The organism is Calditerrivibrio sp., assembly GCF_049968475.1.
GTDB classification, from domain to species: Bacteria; Chrysiogenota; Deferribacteres; order Deferribacterales; family Calditerrivibrionaceae; genus Calditerrivibrio; species Calditerrivibrio nitroreducens_A.
The window spans coordinates 75,434-95,166 of sequence record NZ_JBMFQS010000003.1; the positions used below are offsets into that span (position 1 = coordinate 75,434).

The 19,733-nt window shown below is 36.6% G+C and carries 20 protein-coding genes; all 20 read left to right on the forward strand.

Translation table 11 applies throughout. The annotated features are described in order from the left end of the window. The first annotated feature begins 73 nt into the window (after positions 1-73). Complete coding sequence (locus ACP5Q2_RS04140) at positions 74-886, forward strand: ATP-binding protein (RefSeq protein WP_428097514.1); 813 nt, start codon at positions 74-76, stop codon at positions 884-886. Continuing rightward, positions 886-1,707 carry an MBL fold metallo-hydrolase gene (locus ACP5Q2_RS04145; RefSeq protein ID WP_428097516.1) on the forward strand — a complete coding sequence of 274 codons (822 nt, stop codon included), beginning with the start codon at positions 886-888 and terminating at the stop codon, positions 1,705-1,707. Before ACP5Q2_RS04140 ends, ACP5Q2_RS04145 begins: the two co-directional genes overlap by 1 nt. Positions 1,708-1,818: 111 nt before the next feature. Next, positions 1,819-2,493, forward strand: coding sequence for a GntR family transcriptional regulator (locus ACP5Q2_RS04150; protein ID WP_424604996.1), 675 nt, complete (start codon positions 1,819-1,821; stop codon positions 2,491-2,493). Beyond that, positions 2,490-3,158: a GntR family transcriptional regulator gene (locus tag ACP5Q2_RS04155; RefSeq protein WP_428097519.1), complete on the forward strand. Its 669-nt coding sequence runs from the start codon at positions 2,490-2,492 to the stop codon at positions 3,156-3,158. Before ACP5Q2_RS04150 ends, ACP5Q2_RS04155 begins: the two co-directional genes overlap by 4 nt. A 1-nt stretch (position 3,159) precedes the next feature. Next, on the forward strand, positions 3,160-4,065 hold the full coding sequence (locus tag ACP5Q2_RS04160) for a hypothetical protein (protein WP_428097522.1): 906 nt from the start codon (positions 3,160-3,162) through the stop codon (positions 4,063-4,065). Next, positions 4,049-5,581: a DUF445 family protein gene (locus tag ACP5Q2_RS04165; protein ID WP_428097524.1), complete on the forward strand. Its 1,533-nt coding sequence runs from the start codon at positions 4,049-4,051 to the stop codon at positions 5,579-5,581. Before ACP5Q2_RS04160 ends, ACP5Q2_RS04165 begins: the two co-directional genes overlap by 17 nt. Further along, complete coding sequence (locus tag ACP5Q2_RS04170) at positions 5,578-6,243, forward strand: hypothetical protein (RefSeq protein WP_428097527.1); 666 nt, start codon at positions 5,578-5,580, stop codon at positions 6,241-6,243. The genes ACP5Q2_RS04165 and ACP5Q2_RS04170 overlap by 4 nt, the downstream gene beginning before the upstream one ends. After that, entirely contained in the window at positions 6,236-8,158 is a 1,923-nt protein-coding gene (locus tag ACP5Q2_RS04175) for a M3 family metallopeptidase (protein WP_428097529.1), read from the forward strand. Before ACP5Q2_RS04170 ends, ACP5Q2_RS04175 begins: the two co-directional genes overlap by 8 nt. A gap of 247 nt (positions 8,159-8,405) precedes the next feature. After that, positions 8,406-9,179: an ABC transporter ATP-binding protein gene (locus ACP5Q2_RS04180; RefSeq protein WP_424604990.1), complete on the forward strand. Its 774-nt coding sequence runs from the start codon at positions 8,406-8,408 to the stop codon at positions 9,177-9,179. After that, positions 9,170-11,053: an AMP-binding protein gene (locus ACP5Q2_RS04185; RefSeq protein ID WP_424604989.1), complete on the forward strand. Its 1,884-nt coding sequence runs from the start codon at positions 9,170-9,172 to the stop codon at positions 11,051-11,053. Before ACP5Q2_RS04180 ends, ACP5Q2_RS04185 begins: the two co-directional genes overlap by 10 nt. 7 nt (positions 11,054-11,060) lie before the next feature. Beyond that, positions 11,061-11,945, forward strand: coding sequence for a branched-chain amino acid ABC transporter permease (locus ACP5Q2_RS04190; RefSeq protein ID WP_424604988.1), 885 nt, complete (start codon positions 11,061-11,063; stop codon positions 11,943-11,945). Further along, positions 11,942-12,994: a branched-chain amino acid ABC transporter permease gene (locus ACP5Q2_RS04195; RefSeq protein WP_424604987.1), complete on the forward strand. Its 1,053-nt coding sequence runs from the start codon at positions 11,942-11,944 to the stop codon at positions 12,992-12,994. Before ACP5Q2_RS04190 ends, ACP5Q2_RS04195 begins: the two co-directional genes overlap by 4 nt. Before the next feature lie 23 nt (positions 12,995-13,017). Further along, on the forward strand, positions 13,018-14,154 hold the full coding sequence (locus ACP5Q2_RS04200) for an ABC transporter substrate-binding protein (RefSeq protein WP_428097535.1): 1,137 nt from the start codon (positions 13,018-13,020) through the stop codon (positions 14,152-14,154). 51 nt (positions 14,155-14,205) lie between these two features. Beyond that, on the forward strand, positions 14,206-14,991 hold the full coding sequence (locus ACP5Q2_RS04205; protein WP_424604985.1) for an ABC transporter ATP-binding protein: 786 nt from the start codon (positions 14,206-14,208) through the stop codon (positions 14,989-14,991). Then, positions 14,979-16,109, forward strand: coding sequence for a phenylacetate--CoA ligase family protein (locus ACP5Q2_RS04210; RefSeq protein ID WP_424604984.1), 1,131 nt, complete (start codon positions 14,979-14,981; stop codon positions 16,107-16,109). Before ACP5Q2_RS04205 ends, ACP5Q2_RS04210 begins: the two co-directional genes overlap by 13 nt. A gap of 15 nt (positions 16,110-16,124) precedes the next feature. After that, positions 16,125-16,793 carry a CBS and ACT domain-containing protein gene (locus ACP5Q2_RS04215; RefSeq protein WP_428097538.1) on the forward strand — a complete coding sequence of 223 codons (669 nt, stop codon included), beginning with the start codon at positions 16,125-16,127 and terminating at the stop codon, positions 16,791-16,793. A gap of 214 nt (positions 16,794-17,007) precedes the next feature. Further along, entirely contained in the window at positions 17,008-17,187 is a 180-nt protein-coding gene (locus tag ACP5Q2_RS04220; RefSeq protein WP_424604982.1) for a hypothetical protein, read from the forward strand. Between the two features lie 21 nt (positions 17,188-17,208). Next, positions 17,209-18,015: a transporter substrate-binding domain-containing protein gene (locus ACP5Q2_RS04225; protein WP_424604981.1), complete on the forward strand. Its 807-nt coding sequence runs from the start codon at positions 17,209-17,211 to the stop codon at positions 18,013-18,015. Between the two features lie 18 nt (positions 18,016-18,033). After that, the gene (locus ACP5Q2_RS04230; protein ID WP_424604980.1) at positions 18,034-18,981 is read left to right on the forward strand and encodes an amino acid ABC transporter permease; all 948 of its coding nucleotides are present in this window, start codon (positions 18,034-18,036) and stop codon (positions 18,979-18,981) included. Then, entirely contained in the window at positions 18,974-19,717 is a 744-nt protein-coding gene (locus tag ACP5Q2_RS04235) for an amino acid ABC transporter ATP-binding protein (protein ID WP_424604979.1), read from the forward strand. The genes ACP5Q2_RS04230 and ACP5Q2_RS04235 overlap by 8 nt, the downstream gene beginning before the upstream one ends. Positions 19,718-19,733: the final 16 nt, after the last annotated feature.

Sequence of the window (19,733 nt, forward strand, 5' to 3'; positions counted from 1 at the left end):
GCATGAAAAATTTCCATTAGATTTAACTTAAAAATTTATTTATTTTTTTAAAATAATTTGGTATACTTATGTCATGAAGTCGATATATTTTAAAACAGATAATGATGGATTAATTGGTGAGATTGGAGCTTTCTGTCAGGAGGAAGGGTTTCAGAGTATAGATCTGTCCAGGGAGCATATCGATCCCTCCGATATAAAATATGGCTTTATCGTTGCGGATGCCAGATTTTCCAATTTGTTTCAAAAAGTCAAGGTACCTATAGCTTTTGTGGGGGATCCTGATGATTACAATACACCACATTACATATTGGACGAAAATGCTAAGTTGATCCATATAAAAAGTTTTATCGATTCTGCCATGAATGGTGGAGTAATTGCAAACATAAGCAGTAATTGTAGATTGAAAAAGATATCGTATCATTATGAAATAGGCAACGATATCTTTTCTATTGATAAGATTGTGTATAATCTTACAAAAGATTTTGTATATTTTTTCAAGATATCAGACCTCCAGAAGATAAGAATCGGTTTGTCAGAGATGATCACAAATGCTATAGAGCATGGAAATCTTGAAATCACCGGTGAAGAGAAGTTCTTTGCAACAGAGAATGATAGCTACTACGACTTATTAAATCAGAAACTTCAGGATAGTAAATTTAAAAATAGAAAAGTGAATATTTTTGTGGCTATCTCACAAAAGCTCCTCAAGATAACCATCAAGGACAAAGGTAAAGGTTTTGATACCTCGAAAATAAAGAAAGAGCATACCGATGAAGATCTTTATAAGCTCCACGGGAGAGGTATTTTGATAGCTTCTATGTATTTTGACGAAATAAATTACAATAAAAAAGGGAATGTTGTTGAGCTTATAAAAAAGGTGACTTGATGCTGAAGATATTAGGCTGTAGAGGGACGATTCCGGTTTCCGGCGAACACTTCACGAAGTATGGGGGTAATACATCTTCCATCTATGTCCCGGTGGACAAATTTTCATGCGTCATTTTAGATTGTGGCACAGGTATTACGGCTTTAAACAGTCCTGAGTACTCATCTATTCAGAACTATAATATTTTTTTTAGTCATCTTCATTGGGATCATATAATTGGGTTACCTATTTTAAGGTCGATGTACAATCCTAAGGCAAATGTAAATATATTTGTGGAAAATAAGGATATTTTCAATTCCCCCACTGATTTCTTAAAGGAGTTATTTAAACCACCTTTTTTCCCGGTTTCATACCAGAATCTCAAGGCCAACATAAATGTTAATTTCATAGATTACAGTAGATCTTATCATTTTGGTGATCTTGAAGTATCTTCTATGAAAGGGAACCATCCGGATGGTGCTCTGGTATACAAGATCAATAGAAATGGATATACTGCAATATATGCCACCGATTATGAACATTCAGAAATATTTGATGATAGGTTGGCTGAATTTGCCCGTAACGCTGATTATATGCTATACGATACTACCTATCTGCCTGACGACTACAATGGTATGTTTGATGGTACACCAAAAATAGGCTGGGGGCATTCCACATACAAGGAGGCCATACGCATTGCCAGAAAAGCAAATGTAAAAAATATAATCCTTTTTCATCATAACCCTGACTATGCCGATTCTATGATTGATGAGATGTGGGAGCTTTCTAAAATGGAATTTGAAAATACCATCTGTGCCTATGATGGTTTGACACTTTATTAAAGTCTTTTAATCTCGTTCTCATTTCAATTTGACAAAATCATTGACTATAAGATTATTTTGTATATAATAAAGTATACTGTATACAAAATACTATTTTATTAGGTGAAAGCTGTGAGTAGTAATATGTTGTTGGATAGCAAACCTCTTAGAGAGAGGATTGCTGATAGAATTAGGACAGATATAGTGAAAGGTATTTTTAGCGATGGTGAAAGGCTTATTGAACCAAAGCTTGCTGAGATTTATGGCATAAGCAGGACTCCAATCAGGGAAGCTTTAAGACAGTTGGAGAGCGAAGGTTTCATTGAGATTGTTCCCCGAAAAGGGGCTGTGGTAAAGGAATTGACCATAAGGGATATCGACAATCTCTATGCAATAAAAGCCAACCTAGAGGGGCTTGCCGCAAGACAGGCTGTCAATCTAATCTCTGATAAAGAGATAGAACGGCTTGTCAATGTGAATGAAAAATTTATTTCTCTGTTTAAGGGGAGTGAAAACATCGTGGAGGAGTATTTAAAGTATAATATCTCTTTCCACAACCTTTTTATTAAGTATTCCCAAAATGATAAGTTAATTGAGATTCTGGAAGGGCTTAATAAAAATTTTCAGAGATTTAGAAGTTTCTTAGTTTCAAAGGTGGATAGAGTAAGGGAAGCTTATATGGAACACAACAGGATTATCGAAGCTTTTAAGGATAGGGATCCGGAGAAGGTGGAAAAGGCTGTTAGGAATCATATAGAAAGTGGATGGAACTATTTGAGAGCCAAAATCCAAGGAGCTAAAAAATGAAAGATATAAATATAGACAATACCCCTTTATCTGAAAAGATAGCTGAAACACTCAGGGATTATATTATGAAAGGGAATTTAAAGCCTGGGGAGAGACTTACGGAGCCCAAACTTTCGGCAATGCTTGGTATCAGTAGAACGCCCATAAGGGAAGCGCTGAGACTGTTAGAAAATGAAGGTTTTATAGATATTTATCCTCGTCGGGGGGCGGTGGTATCAGATATAACTGCTAAGGATGTGGATGAAATATTTGTCATCAAGACAAAACTGGAATCTCTGGCGGCAAGGCTTGCGGTGGAGAATATCTCTGAATCAGACATAAAAAGGATGATGGAAATTAATGAAAGAATGGCTAAATATTCTGAAACAAAAAATGTAGTAAATTTGATAAAACTCAACGCAGAATTTCACAACATCTTCATTGAGAATAGCAACAATTCAAGGTTGATAAAATTTATCGAGAGTTTAAACAAGCAGTTTAAAAGGGTTACCGCATACTCATTTACAGAGGCAGGAAGGATAAAAAAGGTATTGGAAGAGCATGCCAACATTGTGGATGCTTTTGTCAATAGGGATCCAGATAGAGCCGAACAGCTTGTGGATTTACATGTGAAAAATGGATGGCAGTTTATCATATCCAGAATGAACTATAAGACTTCCAATTAAGATGATTACTGCTGGGATTGATATCGGAACAAACACTGTCAGGATGATAGTTGCTGATGTCATCGATGGCAAAATCTCAAGTATCATTCATCAAAATAGATCAGTTACAAGGCTTGGAGAAGGTTTCATCAAGTCAGGTTTGCTGCGGGAAGATGCCATAAAAAGAACATTTGATTCGGTTGTCAAATTCTATTATGAGGCTCTATCTTATAACCCTTTAAAGGTTAAATGCTGTGCCACAAGCGCCGTCAGGGAAGCTGAAAACGGCCATATTTTTACCGAACTACTCAGAGATCATGGTATACAGATAGAGATTATCGATGGTGAAACTGAGGGGAGATTAACCGCTCTGGGGGTTATGTCGGGTCTGAATTTTCGTAATGAACCATCTCTTATTGTTGACATAGGTGGAGGATCCACGGAGCTTATTTATTGGAGTGGAAGGGATCTTGATTTCGCAAAAAGTTTTAAAATTGGTGTTGTGAAGCTTTCCGACATGTTTGATTTTTCAAAACCATCTACAGAAGATCTGCTGGATAGGGTCAATCTCTATATTGCAGATTTCTTTTCTGATTTTAATTTTTCAATAGAAATCAAAAACATCATAGCAACAGCAGGCACCCCCACGACACTTGCCGCCATCGATATGCAGATGGAAAATTATGATTATAGAAGAGTCAACGGCTATATAATTACAAAAAAGAGATTAAATGAATTGATATCTTTTATATCTTCAAAAAATATTGAAGAAAGAAAGATGATAAAAGGACTTGAGCCTGGCAGGGAGGATCTGATCGTTCCGGGATCTTTGATACTTATGTTTTTGCTGGATAGGTTTTCAAAAGATCAACTAATCGTGAGTGATTTTGGCCTCAGGGAAGGGATAGCCATTGCAGCTGCATTATAGTCTTATCCTTACACCATTTTTAACTGGTTTTGTTGGGTATTTTACAAACTATCTGGCTATAAAGATGCTCTTTCGTCCACACAAAAAGAGTTGGTACAGCTTTGGATGGCAGGGGGTTATCCCCAGAAATAGAAGTAAATTGGCAAAAGAGATCGGAAAGCTTGTGGGAAATGAACTTATCAAAGAAGATGATATTATAAAGTCGATAAAAGATGAACAGTTTCAGGCTTTGTTGTCCGATTTCATCAGAAAAGAGTTAAAAAGATTACTAAACTCTGAGGGGAATATCTATTTAAATGATATTTTGAAGAAATTAAATCTACCTGTAGAAGAATTGATAAAAATTACGCTGGATGTAATCATAAAAAATGAAGAGTTTAAGAGTAAGTTTAATGAGGTTCTAAAAGATCTGATAGATTTGATTTCGGATTTTTTGGGGAAAAGAAAAATCGGTGATTTGAAAATAGATATAAATGAGATCTATAGCAGGATCTACGTAAACGCCATTGAAAATGGAAGCTGGCAGCAGATTGTAGTAAGTAGTTTGAAGGAAAAGCTATATGACTGGTTGTATTCCGGGAAAAAAATAAAAGAGATATTGCCGGATAGCTTAAACGATAAAATATATGAACTTTCACCTATATTGGCGGAAAAGCTGATAAATCAGGTCAGACAGCTATTTAATGATCCTATATTCAAAATCAAGATAACGCGTAAAATAATAGATTGGAAAAACAACTATTTTGGAGATTCGTTTTTCGATCAGCTAAAGTTGGGAGTATTAAATGCTTTCCTAGGTGATGATAAGATTGCAGAGCTTGTGGATAATGAATTACCTAAAATACTAAATACCATATCCGAAGATAAGTCAACCTTTGAGAATATCAAAGGGATGATCTCAAACCAATTTAATATTTTGTTGGATAAACAGGTCAGTCATTTTGTGGATTTTTTAGGGGTTGAAAATGTGCATAGTTTTATAAACCGCATTATGGTTTCTTTTGAATGGTATTTACGAAGTGAAGCTTTTGGGGAAACTATTTTTAATTTCCTGAAAAATCTCATGGAGCAGAACGGCCAAAAGAGTTTCAATGAGGTTCTGACACTTTTAGATATCGATATCAAAAATTTTTTGGGAAAACTTTTATCTTATAGTACGATCATAGAAAGAAGAGATGTTATAGAAAAGATCCTGGTTGATTTAATCTCAGGGATAAATATTTCATTAATGTTTAGAAGTATGACTGAGAATAGTTATGAAAATATTGCCGAAAAGATACGTAGTGAGATTAATCTGTTGCTTGATAGGAATATCCCAAATGTTATCAGGAGTTTGAATATTCCAAAAATTGTTGAGGATAGGATAAATACTCTCAACCTTTATCAGGTGGAAGGGCTACTTTTCTCTTTTATGTCGGATCAATTTAAGTGGATAAATATTTTGGGCTTTATTTTAGGTTTTATTTTTGGTATGATGCAATCAGTTTTTGTAATCATATATGGAGGTATAGTATGAAAAGGTTTTTAGTTTATCTTATACTTGGAATTATTCTTTTTGGTTGTGGTGGTAAACATGAGGTTCCCATATCGATCCCTCAAAAGATGGATCAGAAACAGGCCATTTCAATATTGGAGCAGTATATTTCAAAACAGTTTAATGAAAAGGGTTATTACTACTATAAAACCATACAGAACTTAAAGCAGGGGAGGATAGCTTTTGTCTGGAAAAATGATCAATTAGGAAAATATTTCGTAAGATACTACATCGTTTCTGGAAAAGATAGGTATGTGGAATTGTTAGATAAAGGCGGAGAGTACCAGATTTCTGTAAAAAAAGGGGATGTTATCGTAAATTGTTATGGCTATACGTACAAGCTTCCTAATGTGTACGATAGAAATATGAAGATAAATTTTGAGGTATTCTCCCAGAATGACTGTAGAAATGCCATCAGATTCACATTAAAGGATAAGAAGGATGCTGAAGAACTGGCTGCTGCCCTTATGACGCTATTTTCTGTTCCTGAAGATAATGAGGATGCCGAAGTACTGGATCAGATGGAAAAAGCTGACAAAAAAGATTCTACCAAGCAGTATGGTACTAAATGTAGCGTTGATAAGATATTAAAGATGAAAGAGATAGGTCTCACCAACGATGAGATAAAAAAGATCTGTGAGTGATGGTTTAATGGGTGTGTGGACGTCAGAAGGGAGAAAAGATCGTTTTGAAAAACTACTATCAGACTCTAGGCTGAAATTAGATAATCTTCTGCTAAATGCTGATGGATATGAAGGTTTTATGTTGCCGTATCAGTCTGTCATTGCAAAAATACATGAAGAGTTTACACCGATCAGCCACCTTAACGCAGTAAATAATTCAACAGAAACTCAGGATCTTTTTAATCATTGTTTAGAGCTTTATACAGATTTTTTCACTGAAATTAATCAATCAAAAGCGATCTATTCCAAGATCAAGGATATTCAATATAACAATAGGGATGAGAGTAAAGATAGATTGTATTACATCACCTTAAAAGAGTTTGAATTAGAGGGTGTACATCTTTCTCAGGATGAACGCAGTAGAATCAAAGAGATAAACCTTCAATTGAGCAAACTTTCCACAGATTTCTTTCAAAATATCTTAAACGATACAAAAAAATTTGAGTTGATCGTTGATGATAGATCCATTTTAGGGGATATGCCTGAAGAGGATGTTAATACGTATTGTAAAGATGGGAAGTATTACTTTAATCTTACGGCACCGTCCTATAGCACTTTTATGAAGTATTGTACTGATGAGTCTCTAAGGGAAAAGATGTTTAAAGCCTATTTTGAAAGGGCGCCACAGAATTCTGCTTTGATCGAAGAGATATTGAAATTGAGGAAGGATAAGGCTAATCTGTTGGGTTTTAAGAGTTTTGCTGATCTTTCCCTTCAAACCAAAACTGCAAAGGATCCTGAAAATGTGCTAAATTTTCTCAAAAATCTCGGGGAGAAGACGAAGCCTTATCTCAAACAGGATCTGGAAAAGCTTAAAGAGGAATCGGAAATGCTTGGGTTAGGAGATCTCAAAGCTTACAATATCCCATTTCTTATGGAGCAGATTCGTAGAAGAGAGTTAGGGTTAAAAGAGGATGAGATAAGAAGGTTTTTTGAGCAGAAGAGAACGGTGGAGGGGCTAATCAATTTTGTATCTGAATTTTTTGGATTAGAATTTATTAGTATTACAGAAGAGACATGGCATCCAAAAGTTATCGTTTACGATGTCAGAAAAGATGGGAGATATGTGGGTAAGCTATATTTCGATCTGGAAGCCCGTATAGGAAAAAGGGACGGCGCCTGGATGAATGAATGGCTAACCAGATATAGAAATGATAAGGGTGAGATCGTCTATCCTGTAGTATTTATCGTGGCAAATTTTCCCCCTTCAAATGGTGATACTCCGTCCCTATTGAAACATTCCGATGTAGAAACTCTTTTTCATGAAATGGGGCATGCTTTGCATCATCTTTTGAGTAATTCTGATGATTATTTTATAAGTGGGATAAATGGCGTGGAATGGGATGTGGTGGAATTCCCATCACAATTTCTTGAAAATTTTGCCTTTGACGAAAAGGTTTTGACAAATATAGGTATCGATTTTTATACAGGTAAAAGAATTGGATCAGACATTGTAAGTAAGATAAAAAAGGAACGTTCTTTTTTTGCCGGCTATCAGATGGGAAGACAGTTAGAGTTTGGGATATTTGATATGTTGATACATCAGGATGCCTATTCTGCTGAGGAGGTGGATGCTATTTTAAAAGAGACCCGCAGAATGTTGGGAACTTTAGAACAGCCGGACTACGCAAAATTTCAAAACCAATTTTCACATATATTCTCCGGAGGTTATGCCGCTGGGTATTACAGCTATAAATGGGCGGAAGTGCTGAGTGCGGATCTATTTGTGAAACATAATAAAAAGATTGTAGATGGAAAGAAGATAGCAAGCTATCTTTTCGCATCTGGAGGAGCAATTAACATATATGAGGAGTATCTGAATCAATTGGGAACCCCACCTGATCTTTCTTCAATATTTCAGTTATATGGATTATAACTGATATCTGTTAAATTTTAACTCAAGATTAAATTTGAAGTTAGACTGGATCATCCTGCTCAATGTAAGAATATCTTCAACTCTCTGATAAATTGTATATTTTTGGCATTTTCATATTTTCTGAACAAATAGTGTTGTTTACTTATAGTGTGGTATAGCTTAAATAATTTTGATTAAACTTAATTTTTCTTGACATTAAGGGTTAAATCAATTATTAAAATAAAAAATAATTATATTTTGGAGTGCTATGTCGGCATTGCTAGAAGTTAAAAATATTTATCTAAGTTTCGGCGGTATAATGGCTGTGGCTGGAGTATCATTCAAGGTTAATAAAGGTGAGATATTCTCCATTATAGGACCAAACGGTGCAGGCAAAACAAGTGTTTTAAACGTTGTTACAGGGATTTATAAGCCTAAAAGGGGTAAAATATTATTTGAAGATACAGATATTACAAATCTGCCGGTGAAGAAAAGGGCTAAGCTTGGTCTTGTCAGGACGTTTCAAAATCTTGAGCTTTTCAAAGGGATGACTGTCCTTGATAACCTTATGCTTTCAAGACATATTTTCATGAATTACGGTTTGATTTCATCCATCTTCTATTTTGGTAAGGCGTTGAAGGAAGAGGTAAAAAATAGGGAATTTGTGGAGGATGTCATAGATTTCTTAGACCTTTCGGCGGTTAGAAAAAAGTATGTTTTTGAACTTTCCTATGGAATACAGAAAAGGGTGGAGCTGGCAAGGGCATTGTGTCTTCAGCCGAAGCTTCTAATGCTGGATGAGCCTATGGCTGGTATGAATACCGAAGAAACTGAAGATATGGCGAGATACATTATCGATATCAACGAGGAGATGGGGATTACGATCATCTTAATAGAGCATGATATGAATGTGGTGATGGATCTTTCCCATAGGGTGGTGGCTCTTGATTTTGGTGAAAAGATCTGTGAAGGGAAGCCTGAAGAGGTGGCAAATGATGAAAGGGTGCTTTCTGCTTATCTGGGGGAAGAGAAATGGGTATGACACTTCTTCATTACTTTTTTGAGAGATATAAGAACAATCCAAATAAAATTTCATTCAGAGAAAAGGATCTGGGAATATGGAAGGAGTATAGCTGGAAAGATTACTTTGAAAAAGTAACAAAGCTGGCAATCTATTTTGAAACATTGGGGTTGAAAAAAGGGGATACCATTGCAATAATTGGCGACAATAAGCCTGAATGGATAATATCGGAAATAGCAGCCCAGCTTTTGGGTGCCTATCCGATCGGTATTTATCAGGATTCGATTTCCAGCGAAGTGGAATATATTCTTACAAAGGCTGAATCGAAGGTGGTGGTGGTGGAAGATCAGGAACAGGTGGATAAGGTGCTGGAAAATGTGGATAAATTTTCACATCTTAAGAAGATAATCTATTACGACAAAAAAGGGATGTATCAATACAAAGATGGATTGTTGATCTTTTTTGGTGATATTTACCATGAGATTTCTCAAACGGATCTGAATAGCTATTTTGAAGATAAGTTGAAATCGCTTAACGAAAACGATGTTGCAGTCATGTGCACAACATCCGGGACAACGGGATATCCCAAGCTGGCAATGTTGAGTCATAAAAACATGATCTTTATGGCGACATCTCTTGCAAAGGCTGATCCGAAGTATGAGTCGGATGAGTTTGTTTCTTTTCTACCTCTACCCTGGATAGGTGAGCAGATGATGAGTGTTGCAAGTGCTCTAATCTTCGGTTTTACTGTAAACTTTCCCGAAAGTCATAACACGGTTCAGGAGGATATGAAGGAGATAGGGCCACGTATAATCTTTTCACCCCCAAGAGTGTGGGAGAACATAGCATCTACCGTCAATATGAAAATCATGGATGCAACCCCGTTTAAAAGGTTTATTTACAACAAATGTCTTCCTATAGGTTATAAGTATGCCGAATTGAAGTTTGATAAAAAGAAACCATCATTTTTTCAGAAAATACAGTATATGTTTGCATACATTCTTCTTTTTAGAAAGCTTAAGGAGAGGCTTGGATTTAGCTTTTTAAGATCCGCAATGACCGGTGGAGCTGCACTTGGGCCTGATACATTTAAATTTTTCCATGCTCTTGGTATAGAATTAAAGCAGATTTATGGGCAGACAGAAATTGCCGGTATCTCTTGTATTCATAGAAGTGATGATATAGATTTTACCTCGGTGGGGAAACCGATCGAAGGGACAGAAGTAAGAATCACAGAAGCGGGGGAGATTATATCCAAGAGTGATGCGGTTTTTGTGGGATACTACAAAGATGAAAAAGCCACAGCCGAAACCGTAAGGGATGGTTGGTTATATTCCGGAGATGCTGGATATTTTGATGAAAACGGAAAGCTCGTGGTGATTGATAGAATGAAAGACCTAATGTATCTATCGGATGGCACAAGGTTTTCTCCGCAATTTATAGAAAATAAACTCAAGTTTAGCCCTTTTATAAAGGAAGCCGTCGTTCTGGGGGATAAAAAAGATTACATCACTGCCATCATCAATATCGATATGGGGATAGTGGGGAAATGGGCGGAGGATAACAAAATAGCATACACCACCTACACAGATCTTTCCGCAAAAGAGGAGGTATATGAACTTATTCTCAAAGAGGTGGATAAGGTGAATGCCCAACTGATCGAAAAACACAGAGTAAAAAAATTTGTTTTACTATACAAAGAGCTGGATGCGGATGATGGGGAACTCACAAGGACGAGGAAGGTTCGTAGAGGATTTATAATAGAGAAGTATCAGGATATATTCAATGCACTTTATGCTGATGATAAGGATGTTTTTACCACCGCCACCATAAAGCTCCAGGATGGCAGGGTTAAAACTTTTCATACAACTTTAAAGATTATGTTTGTCAAATGAGGTGAATATGGAGTTTTTGACACAGATTATCATAGCTGGGATTGTAATTGGTAGTATATACTCTCTTGTGGCTCTTGGATTTACACTTATTTATAAATCCACTGGTATAGTAAACTTTGCCCAGGGGGAACTTTTGCTCGTGGGGGCATACGTCTGTCTTCATCTCACCGTAAGTTACCAGATACCTTTCATATTTTCATTTTTAATTACACTTATATTTATGTTTTTTTTCGGTTTTCTGATAGAAAGAGTCTTTTTAAGAAGAATGATAGGGGAGCCAATTATATCCATTATAATGCTTACCATAGGGCTTTCATCCCTTTTGAAATCTATAGTGCAGATAATTTGGGGTACGGATACCAGAACATTCCCTAAAATTTTTTCCCATGAACCGGTGAAAATCGGTTTTTTAAACATAAGTATGGTATATATTTTTGCGTTAATATCCATAGCTATATTTCTTGGTATATTTTCCTACTTCTTTAAAACCACCAAGACCGGTGTGGCTATGAGGGCCGTGGCGAGTGATCAGCAGGCTGCCCTATCTATGGGGATAGATGTAAGGAGAATATTTGCTCTCTCCTGGGCTATTGCGGCAATCGTATCCACTGTGGGAGGCGTTTTGCTGGGGAATATAAATGGTATAAACACAAGCTTATCACAGTTTGGTTTAAAGGTTTTTCCGGTTGTCATTCTTGGGGGGCTTGATAGTATCATTGGGGCAATAGTTGGTGGAATAATCATTGGAGTGCTGGAGAATATAGTCGGAGGCTACATAGACCCACTTGTGGGGGGCGGTGCAAAAGAGGTATTCCCCTTTGTTGCCATGATAATAATACTCCTTATAAAACCTTATGGGTTATTTGGAACAGTTAAGGTGGAAAAGGTATGAATTACGTTAATTGTGGTAATTTTAAAACAAGCTATGCTAAAGATGCTGCCATTTATAAAACAGTTTTTTCAAAAATATCGATCTATAGTTTTTTAATACTGATGTTGTTAGTGCCATTTTATGCAAACAGTTATATACTTTATATCCTTAATATGATTTTTATATCTTCCATAGCTGCAGTGGGATTGAATATATTGACAGGGTTTACCGGGCTTATTTCCCTCGGACATGGTGCCTTCATAGGTGTTGGTGCCTTTGCAACTGGTTATTTAGCTTTGAATTACGGCATGAATTTTTATTTTGTAATCCCTTTAGCTGCACTTATTACTGCAATTATCGGAATAATTTTTGGGCTACCATCTTTGAGATTAAAGGATCTGTATCTATCCATAGCAACTCTGGCAGCTCAGTTTATCTTAGAATTTATTTTTATTAGGGCGGAGTCGTTTACTGGTGGTGTAAATGGTATGCCTGTGGCGTACCCAACTATTTTTGGTATTGAGATAAATAACGATTTTAGATTCTACTTTTTTGCTTATTCATTTGCCATAGTTATGATTACCATTGGTAAAAATATTTTGAGAACAAAAATAGGTAGAGCTTTTATAAGCGTCAGGGACAACTACATTGCTGCGGAGGCGATGGGGGTGGATATTTTCAAATACAAACTCTTATCTTTTGGAATTAGCTCCTTTTATGCCGGAGTTGCCGGATCTTTGTGGGCCTACTATGTCCAGTTTATAACGCCGGAGCATTTTACGATCACGGTATCCATTCAATATCTGTCAATGATAATTATCGGCGGGCTGGGGTCTGTACTTGGATCGATCTTTGGTACCATTTTTATGGTGATATTACCTGAGATGTTAAGACATCTTGTGGATCTATTGTCAGGAGTGGCTCCATTTTTAAAACAGATATTCCCAGCCATCAGGGAAGCTTTTTATGGAATTGTAATTATACTTTTTCTCCTTTTTGAGCCGGAAGGGCTTGCCAGGAGATGGAATCTCATCAAAGCTTATTGGAAGTTATGGCCATTTTCATATTAAAATATATAGTTTAGGAGGATGTTATGAAAAAACTTTTTTTTATGGTATTTCTGATCTTTTCAATATCAGCTTTCGCTGCTGATACGATTAAGATCGGGGCAATTTTTGATTTTACAGGTGGTACGGCTGATGTTGGTAAGCCTTATGCTGAAGGGGTGAAAGATTGTGTTAGATGGTTTAATGAAAACGGTGGTATTAATGGTAAAAAGATAGAGCTTTTTGATGTGGACTATTCTTACAAAGTACCAAATGCCCTTGCGGCTTACAAGGATTTCAAAATGAAAGGGGTTGTGGCGATACATGGGTGGGGTACTGCAGACACCGAAGCATTAACGAAATTTGTGGCTCAGGATAAGATACCATATCTTTCAGCTTCTTATTCAGAGCATCTTGCGGATGGTAAAAAGACACCCTATAACTTTTTTGTGGGGGCCTCTTATTCAGACCAGACAGAAGCTGCTTTGCAATTTATAAAAGATAATAAAGGTAAGACGGTTGCTTTTATTTACAACGATACAGGATTTGGTAGATCACCATTCTTTCCTGATGGGGAAAATGCCGCTAAAAAACTTGGAATTCAATTGGTGGACAAGCAGGTTGTGGATCTTAAAGCCCTTGATGCCACTGCCCAGATGCTAAATCTTAAAAAATCTGGTGCTGAGTATGCCATAGTTCAGGAAACTTATATGGCAACTTCAACCATCCTGAAGGATGCGAAGAAGAACGGTCTTACTACCAAATTTATAGGACTAAACTGGACATTTGATAGGCCTCTGATAAAGCTTGCTGGTGATGCAGCCAACGGTTTTTATGGTGTGAGCCCATTTGCCTTCTGGAGCGATACCGATGTGGAGGGGATCAAATTTTTAAGGGAACTAAACAAAAAGTATCACCCAGATGTTCATGAAAGAGAGGTAAATTACATTCAGGGATTCTCATCTATGTATGTACTTTTGAGTGCCATTAAGAATGTCAAAGGTCCTATTACCGGTGAAAGTATAAAACATAGCCTTGAGTCTATGAGAGATTTTAGTACTATGGGACTTACTCCACCTGTAACATTTACGCCTGACATACACAAAGGTGTAAGAGCGGCAAGGATATATCAGATTCAAAATGGTCAGATCAAACCTGTTTCAAAAGTAATTACGCTTCAATAAAAATAAATGGGGGAATATCCCCCTCTTTTTATAACTTTATAAAGGTGAGGAATGCTTAGTATAAAAAATATTGAAGTGGTTTATAATGATGTGATACTTGTTTTAAAAGGGTTGTCTTTAGAGGTTCAGGAGGGAAATATTGTATGTTTACTGGGATCAAATGGTGCCGGGAAAACCACCACCCTCAAAGCCATATCTGGTTTATTAAGGCCGGACAACGGAGATATTACCGATGGAGAGATTCTCTTTATGGGTACCAGAATAGACAGAAAAGATGCCGCTGAAATAGTAAAAATGGGGATATTTCAGGTTATGGAGGGTAGAAGGGTTTTTAAGGATCTGACTGTTGAGGAAAACCTTATCGCTGGTGGATATACAAGAACAAAGGGAGAGATATCTGAAGGGATTGAAAAGGTTTATACCTATTTTCCGAGGTTGAAGGAAAGAAGAAAACAGCTGGCGGGATACATGAGTGGCGGAGAACAGCAGATGCTTGCCATCGGAAGATCCCTGATGGCTAAACCGAAACTTATATTGATGGATGAGCCTTCCCTTGGTCTGAGTCCTCTTCTGGTTAAAGAGATATTTAAGATTATAAAACAGCTTAACGAAATAGAAAAGACCTCCATATTGCTGGTGGAGCAGAATGCCAATATGGCTCTTTCTTTTTCCCACAGGGGGTATATCATGGAGAATGGTAGGATAGTTCTGGATGGTGACAGAGATTACCTTCTGGCGAATGATGATGTGAAAGAGTTTTATCTGGGTGTTTCTTCAGGTAAGAAAAGTTTTAGAGATGTTAAACATTACAGGAGAAGAAAGAGATGGCTTTCTTAGGGGATTTTGGAACTGTGATATCACTTTTAAAAAAGATATATGACACCAATCCGCCTCTGAGGGATTTTTTAAAAAAGAGGTATTCGGGTATTTTTAATGTTGAATCATATGATGATTTCAGGAAACTTCCCATTTTGAGAAAGTCGGAGTACTCAAAGATTCAGCAGGATAATCCACCTTTTGGCAATCTTATAAATGTAAAACCGATAAAATACTTCCAATCTCCTGGCCCAATAAATAATGTAAAATTAGTAGATTATGAACATTATAGATTTTATAAAGGTTTGAACGCGGTGGGTTTTGATGAAAATGACATTGTGGTCAACAGCTTTGGATATTCCATAACACCGGCGGGGGAAATGTTTGATGAGGCGTGTAGATTTCTAAATATCCCAGTTTTCCCTCTTGGACCAACAGATTCCAGCAAAGCAGCAGAGTTGGTGGATACCTTTTCTGCTACAGCTTTTATCGGGACGAAGAGTTTTTTAATAAAGGTTTCTGAGCAGACCAAAAAAAGAAGCTTAAAAAAAGCATACCTTATTGCGGAAAAGATGACTGAGGATGACAGGATTTATATTAAAAAAGAGTTTGGTATAGATGCTTATCAGGGTTATGGTGTAGCTGAAGTGGGGATGATAGCTACTGAGGTGAAAGGTGAAAGGTATATGCAGGTTGATACAGATGCCATTTTTGTGGAGCATATAGATCCAGGTGGTGAACAGGATGTCGAACTAAATTGTTTTGGTGAGCTTGTTTTAACATTCCTCAACGATAAACTTCCTTTTATAAGATTTGCCACAGGGGATATAGTATCTTATGAAAATCGATTTTTGAAAGGGGTTTTTGGGAGAGTCGATTCATCTGTGAAGGTAAAAGGGGTATTCATACATTTCTGGCAATTTGAAGATTTTTGTAACAAAATCGGGGCTAAAATCAGATTGATTGTTGATAATATGGGGAAAAATGATATAATATTACTACAGGTGGATAGAAATATAGATAATTTAAAGGAACTTTTTAAAAGTAAATTTGGACTTTCGATTGGAGGTATAGAGGTTATAAATTCAATTGATAAGAATGAGATCGTTGATAAAAGAACTAACTGGGGCAAAGAATAGTATAAGGAGTGTAATATGCTCGTAAAAGATTGGATGACCACTGAATTAATTACGATAGAACCTGATGATACCGTTTTGGATGCTCTTCACGTCATGAGAGAAAATAGACTTAGGAGAATCCCTGTTGCAAAAGGTAAAAAGTTACTGGGAATTATCACAGAAAAAGATATAAAAACCTTCTCCCCATCAAAGGCAAGTACACTTGACATTTATGAGATGCACAACATCCTTGCGGATACATTGGTGAAAGATGTAATGACCAAAAACCCAATTAATGTTGCTCCGGATGATCCAATAGAAAAAGCGGCTCTGATACTAAGGGATAAAAGGATTGGTGGTTTGCCTGTGGTGGATGAAAATGGTGATCTTGTGGGGATAATAACGGCTATAGATGTCTTTGATGTATTTGTGGAAGCTATGGGGATGAGGATACCTGGGGCGAGGATAAGTATAGTACTGGATGATAGACCTGGGGCTATTGCGGAGATGGCAAAAATAATAAAACAGCACGAACTAAATATTATAAGTCTTGCGACTTTCTTTTTAAAAGATCAGTCTATGAGGGATGTGGTTATCAGGGTAAGCGGTGATGATGTTAAGATAAAAAGTGCAGTGGAAGAGCTAAAGTTTTTGGGGTATAATATATCAAGCTTCATGTATATGACGGGAAAAACGGAAGTGTAAAAGGTTGTTAAATTTTTTCAGGAATACTTAAGAGAGAGTATTTGGTTTAGTTAAAAATCTTTGTGTGGTTTTGTCTGCAGAGTTTTGTGTAGTTTTTGATAATTGATTAAGAAGATAACCCCTCATAACCCCAAATGTTTTCATTAACTATGTAAAGTTTTTCTTGAAATATTCATTTAATTGTAATAAGGTTTGATAAAAAGCAGGAGCGCCTATGGGTCAGCAGGATAAAGGAAAAGGAAAAGTGGAGAGACTTGAAGCTGTGGAGGTTAAATGCCCTAAATGTGGTTATCTCTCAATTATTTATATCCCAAAAGAGGATATCCCAAAATGCCCTGAATGTGGAACCCAGATGGTAATCAATGAGCTTTTAGATGAAGGAAAATCATATTAAACAGAGTATGGAGGTTGCATTATGAAAAAATTGTTTTTTGTAATTTTCAGTTTGCTTTTTGTTGTTTCTTTGTTTGCTGCTGATATGGCAGTTTGGGAAAAATCTACTTTAAACTCTATAATCAAAAGAAAAGAGTTAAGGGTAGGGCTTGAAGCAGGTTACATGCCGTTTGAGTTGAAGGACAAAAAAGGTAATATTATTGGGTTTGACGTGGACATTGCAAAAGAGATGGCGAAAGAGCTTGGGGTTAAGCTTACTCTTGTGAACACTGCCTGGGATGGTATTATTCCCGCTCTTCTCACAAATAAGTTTGATATCATTATGTCTGGCATGACGATTACCCCTCAGAGGAATATGCAGGTGAATTTTGCAGATCCTTATATCGTTGTGGGTCAAACTATACTTATTAGAAAGGATCTCGCAGGTAAGATAAAAAGCTATAAAGATCTCAATGATCCTAAATACACTGTGGTCACCAAGCTCGGTGTGACAGCAGATTTTGCCACTAAAAAACTGATGCCCAAAGCTAAGCTCAGATTATTTGAGACAGAGCAGGAAGCTGCCATGGAAGTTATAAATGGCAAGGCGGATGCATTTGTATACGATCTTCCATACAACGCGATATTTTATACTCAGAATAAAAGCAAGCTTGTTTTTCTTGACAAACCTTTTACTTACGAGCCTCTGGCATGGGCAATAAACAAAGGTGATCCAGATTTTCTCAATTGGATCAATAACTTTTTGATGATCATTAAAGGTGATGGCAGATACGATGCTATTTACAACAAATGGTTTAAGACTACTGATTGGTTAAAAGAAGTTCAGTAAGGAGATAACCGGTAGAAAATGTTTAAATTAGATACAAAAAATCTCTTTTGGAATCTGGTATTTATTTTAATAATCGGGTTGATAGTATATTTTGTTTACTATTCGACTAAAAAAGTGGATTATATATGGCGATGGGAAAGGATCCCGGAATATATAATCAGTAAACAGAACTTGGAAATAAGGGCACCTTTTGAAGGTGTCCTCACTTTTGAAAACAGAACTATTGTTCTAAAAAGCAAAGATGGAACCAATACAATTAGAATTGATGACTATGATGAGACAAATCTTACCTCCAATACCGATGTATATGAAGGTGATCTGGTAGCATTCAAAAAAAGCTACAAAGTTGGCCCCCTCACCATCGGGCTATGGAATACGCTTTATATCTCATTTGTGTCTATCCTTATTGCTATTGTGATTGGTATTGTGACAGGTTTATGTAGAATTTCATCCAACATAGCTTTAAAAAAACTTGCTGTTACGTATATAGAGCTAATAAGAGGTACCCCATTACTCGTCCAGATTTTCATATTTTATTTTTTCATAGGTACGGTGTTTAAGCTTGATAGGATAACGTCAGGTATTGCTGCTCTTGCTATTTTTGCAGGTGCATATATTGCGGAGATAGTAAGAGCTGGAATACAATCGATTCCAAAAGGGCAGATGGAGGCATCTAGAAGTCTTGGTATGAACTATTTTCAAGCTATGAGGTATGTTATCTTACCTCAGGCACTCAAGAGAACATTACCTCCTATGGCGGGTCAGTTTATATCCCTTATAAAGGATTCTTCACTTGTATCAGTGATATCGATAACCGATCTTACAAAAGCAGGTAGAGAAATCGTTTCTTCCACCTTCAGCCCTTTTGAGGTATGGTTTGTGGTGGCTGTGATGTATCTCATATTAACATCAGGATTATCATTTTTAGTACAAATTTTAGAAAGGAGATTGGCTGCAAGTGATTAGTGGGAATGTAATCATAAAAGCTGAAAATGTTGTGAAAATATATCACAATGGTGTTTGGGCACTAAAAGGGGTTTCCCTCGATATATATCAGGGGGAAGTTGTGGTAATTATAGGGCCCAGCGGATCTGGCAAGTCTACTTTTTTACGTACATTAAACCATCTGGAAACCATAAATGAAGGTAAAATCATTATAGATGGTATAGAATTAACACACAATAAAACGAATATAAATAAAATAAGGGAAGAGGTTGGGATGGTTTTCCAACAATTTAATCTCTTCCCACATCTGACGGCTATGGAGAATATCACACTTGCTCCCCGTGTGGTGAAAAAAATGAAAAAAGAGGAAGCTGAGGAGATAGCCCAAAAATTATTAGATAGAGTGGGTTTAGGGGATAGGGGTGGAAGCTATCCTTCACAGTTGTCTGGAGGTCAGCAACAAAGGGTGGCAATAGCAAGAGCTCTTGCTATGAAGCCCAAGATAATGCTTTTTGATGAACCCACCAGCGCTCTTGATCCGGAGATGATAGGTGAGGTTTTAGATGTAATGAAGACTCTTGCTAAAGAAGGGATGACAATGGTTGTGGTTACCCACGAAATGGGTTTTGCAAGAGAAGTATCTGATAGAATAGTATTTATGGATGAAGGGAATATCGTGGAAATGGGGAAACCAGAAGAGATTTTTAATAATCCTAAGAATGAAAGATTAAAGCAATTTTTAGGGCAGATACTATAGCTATGTTTTTTGGAAG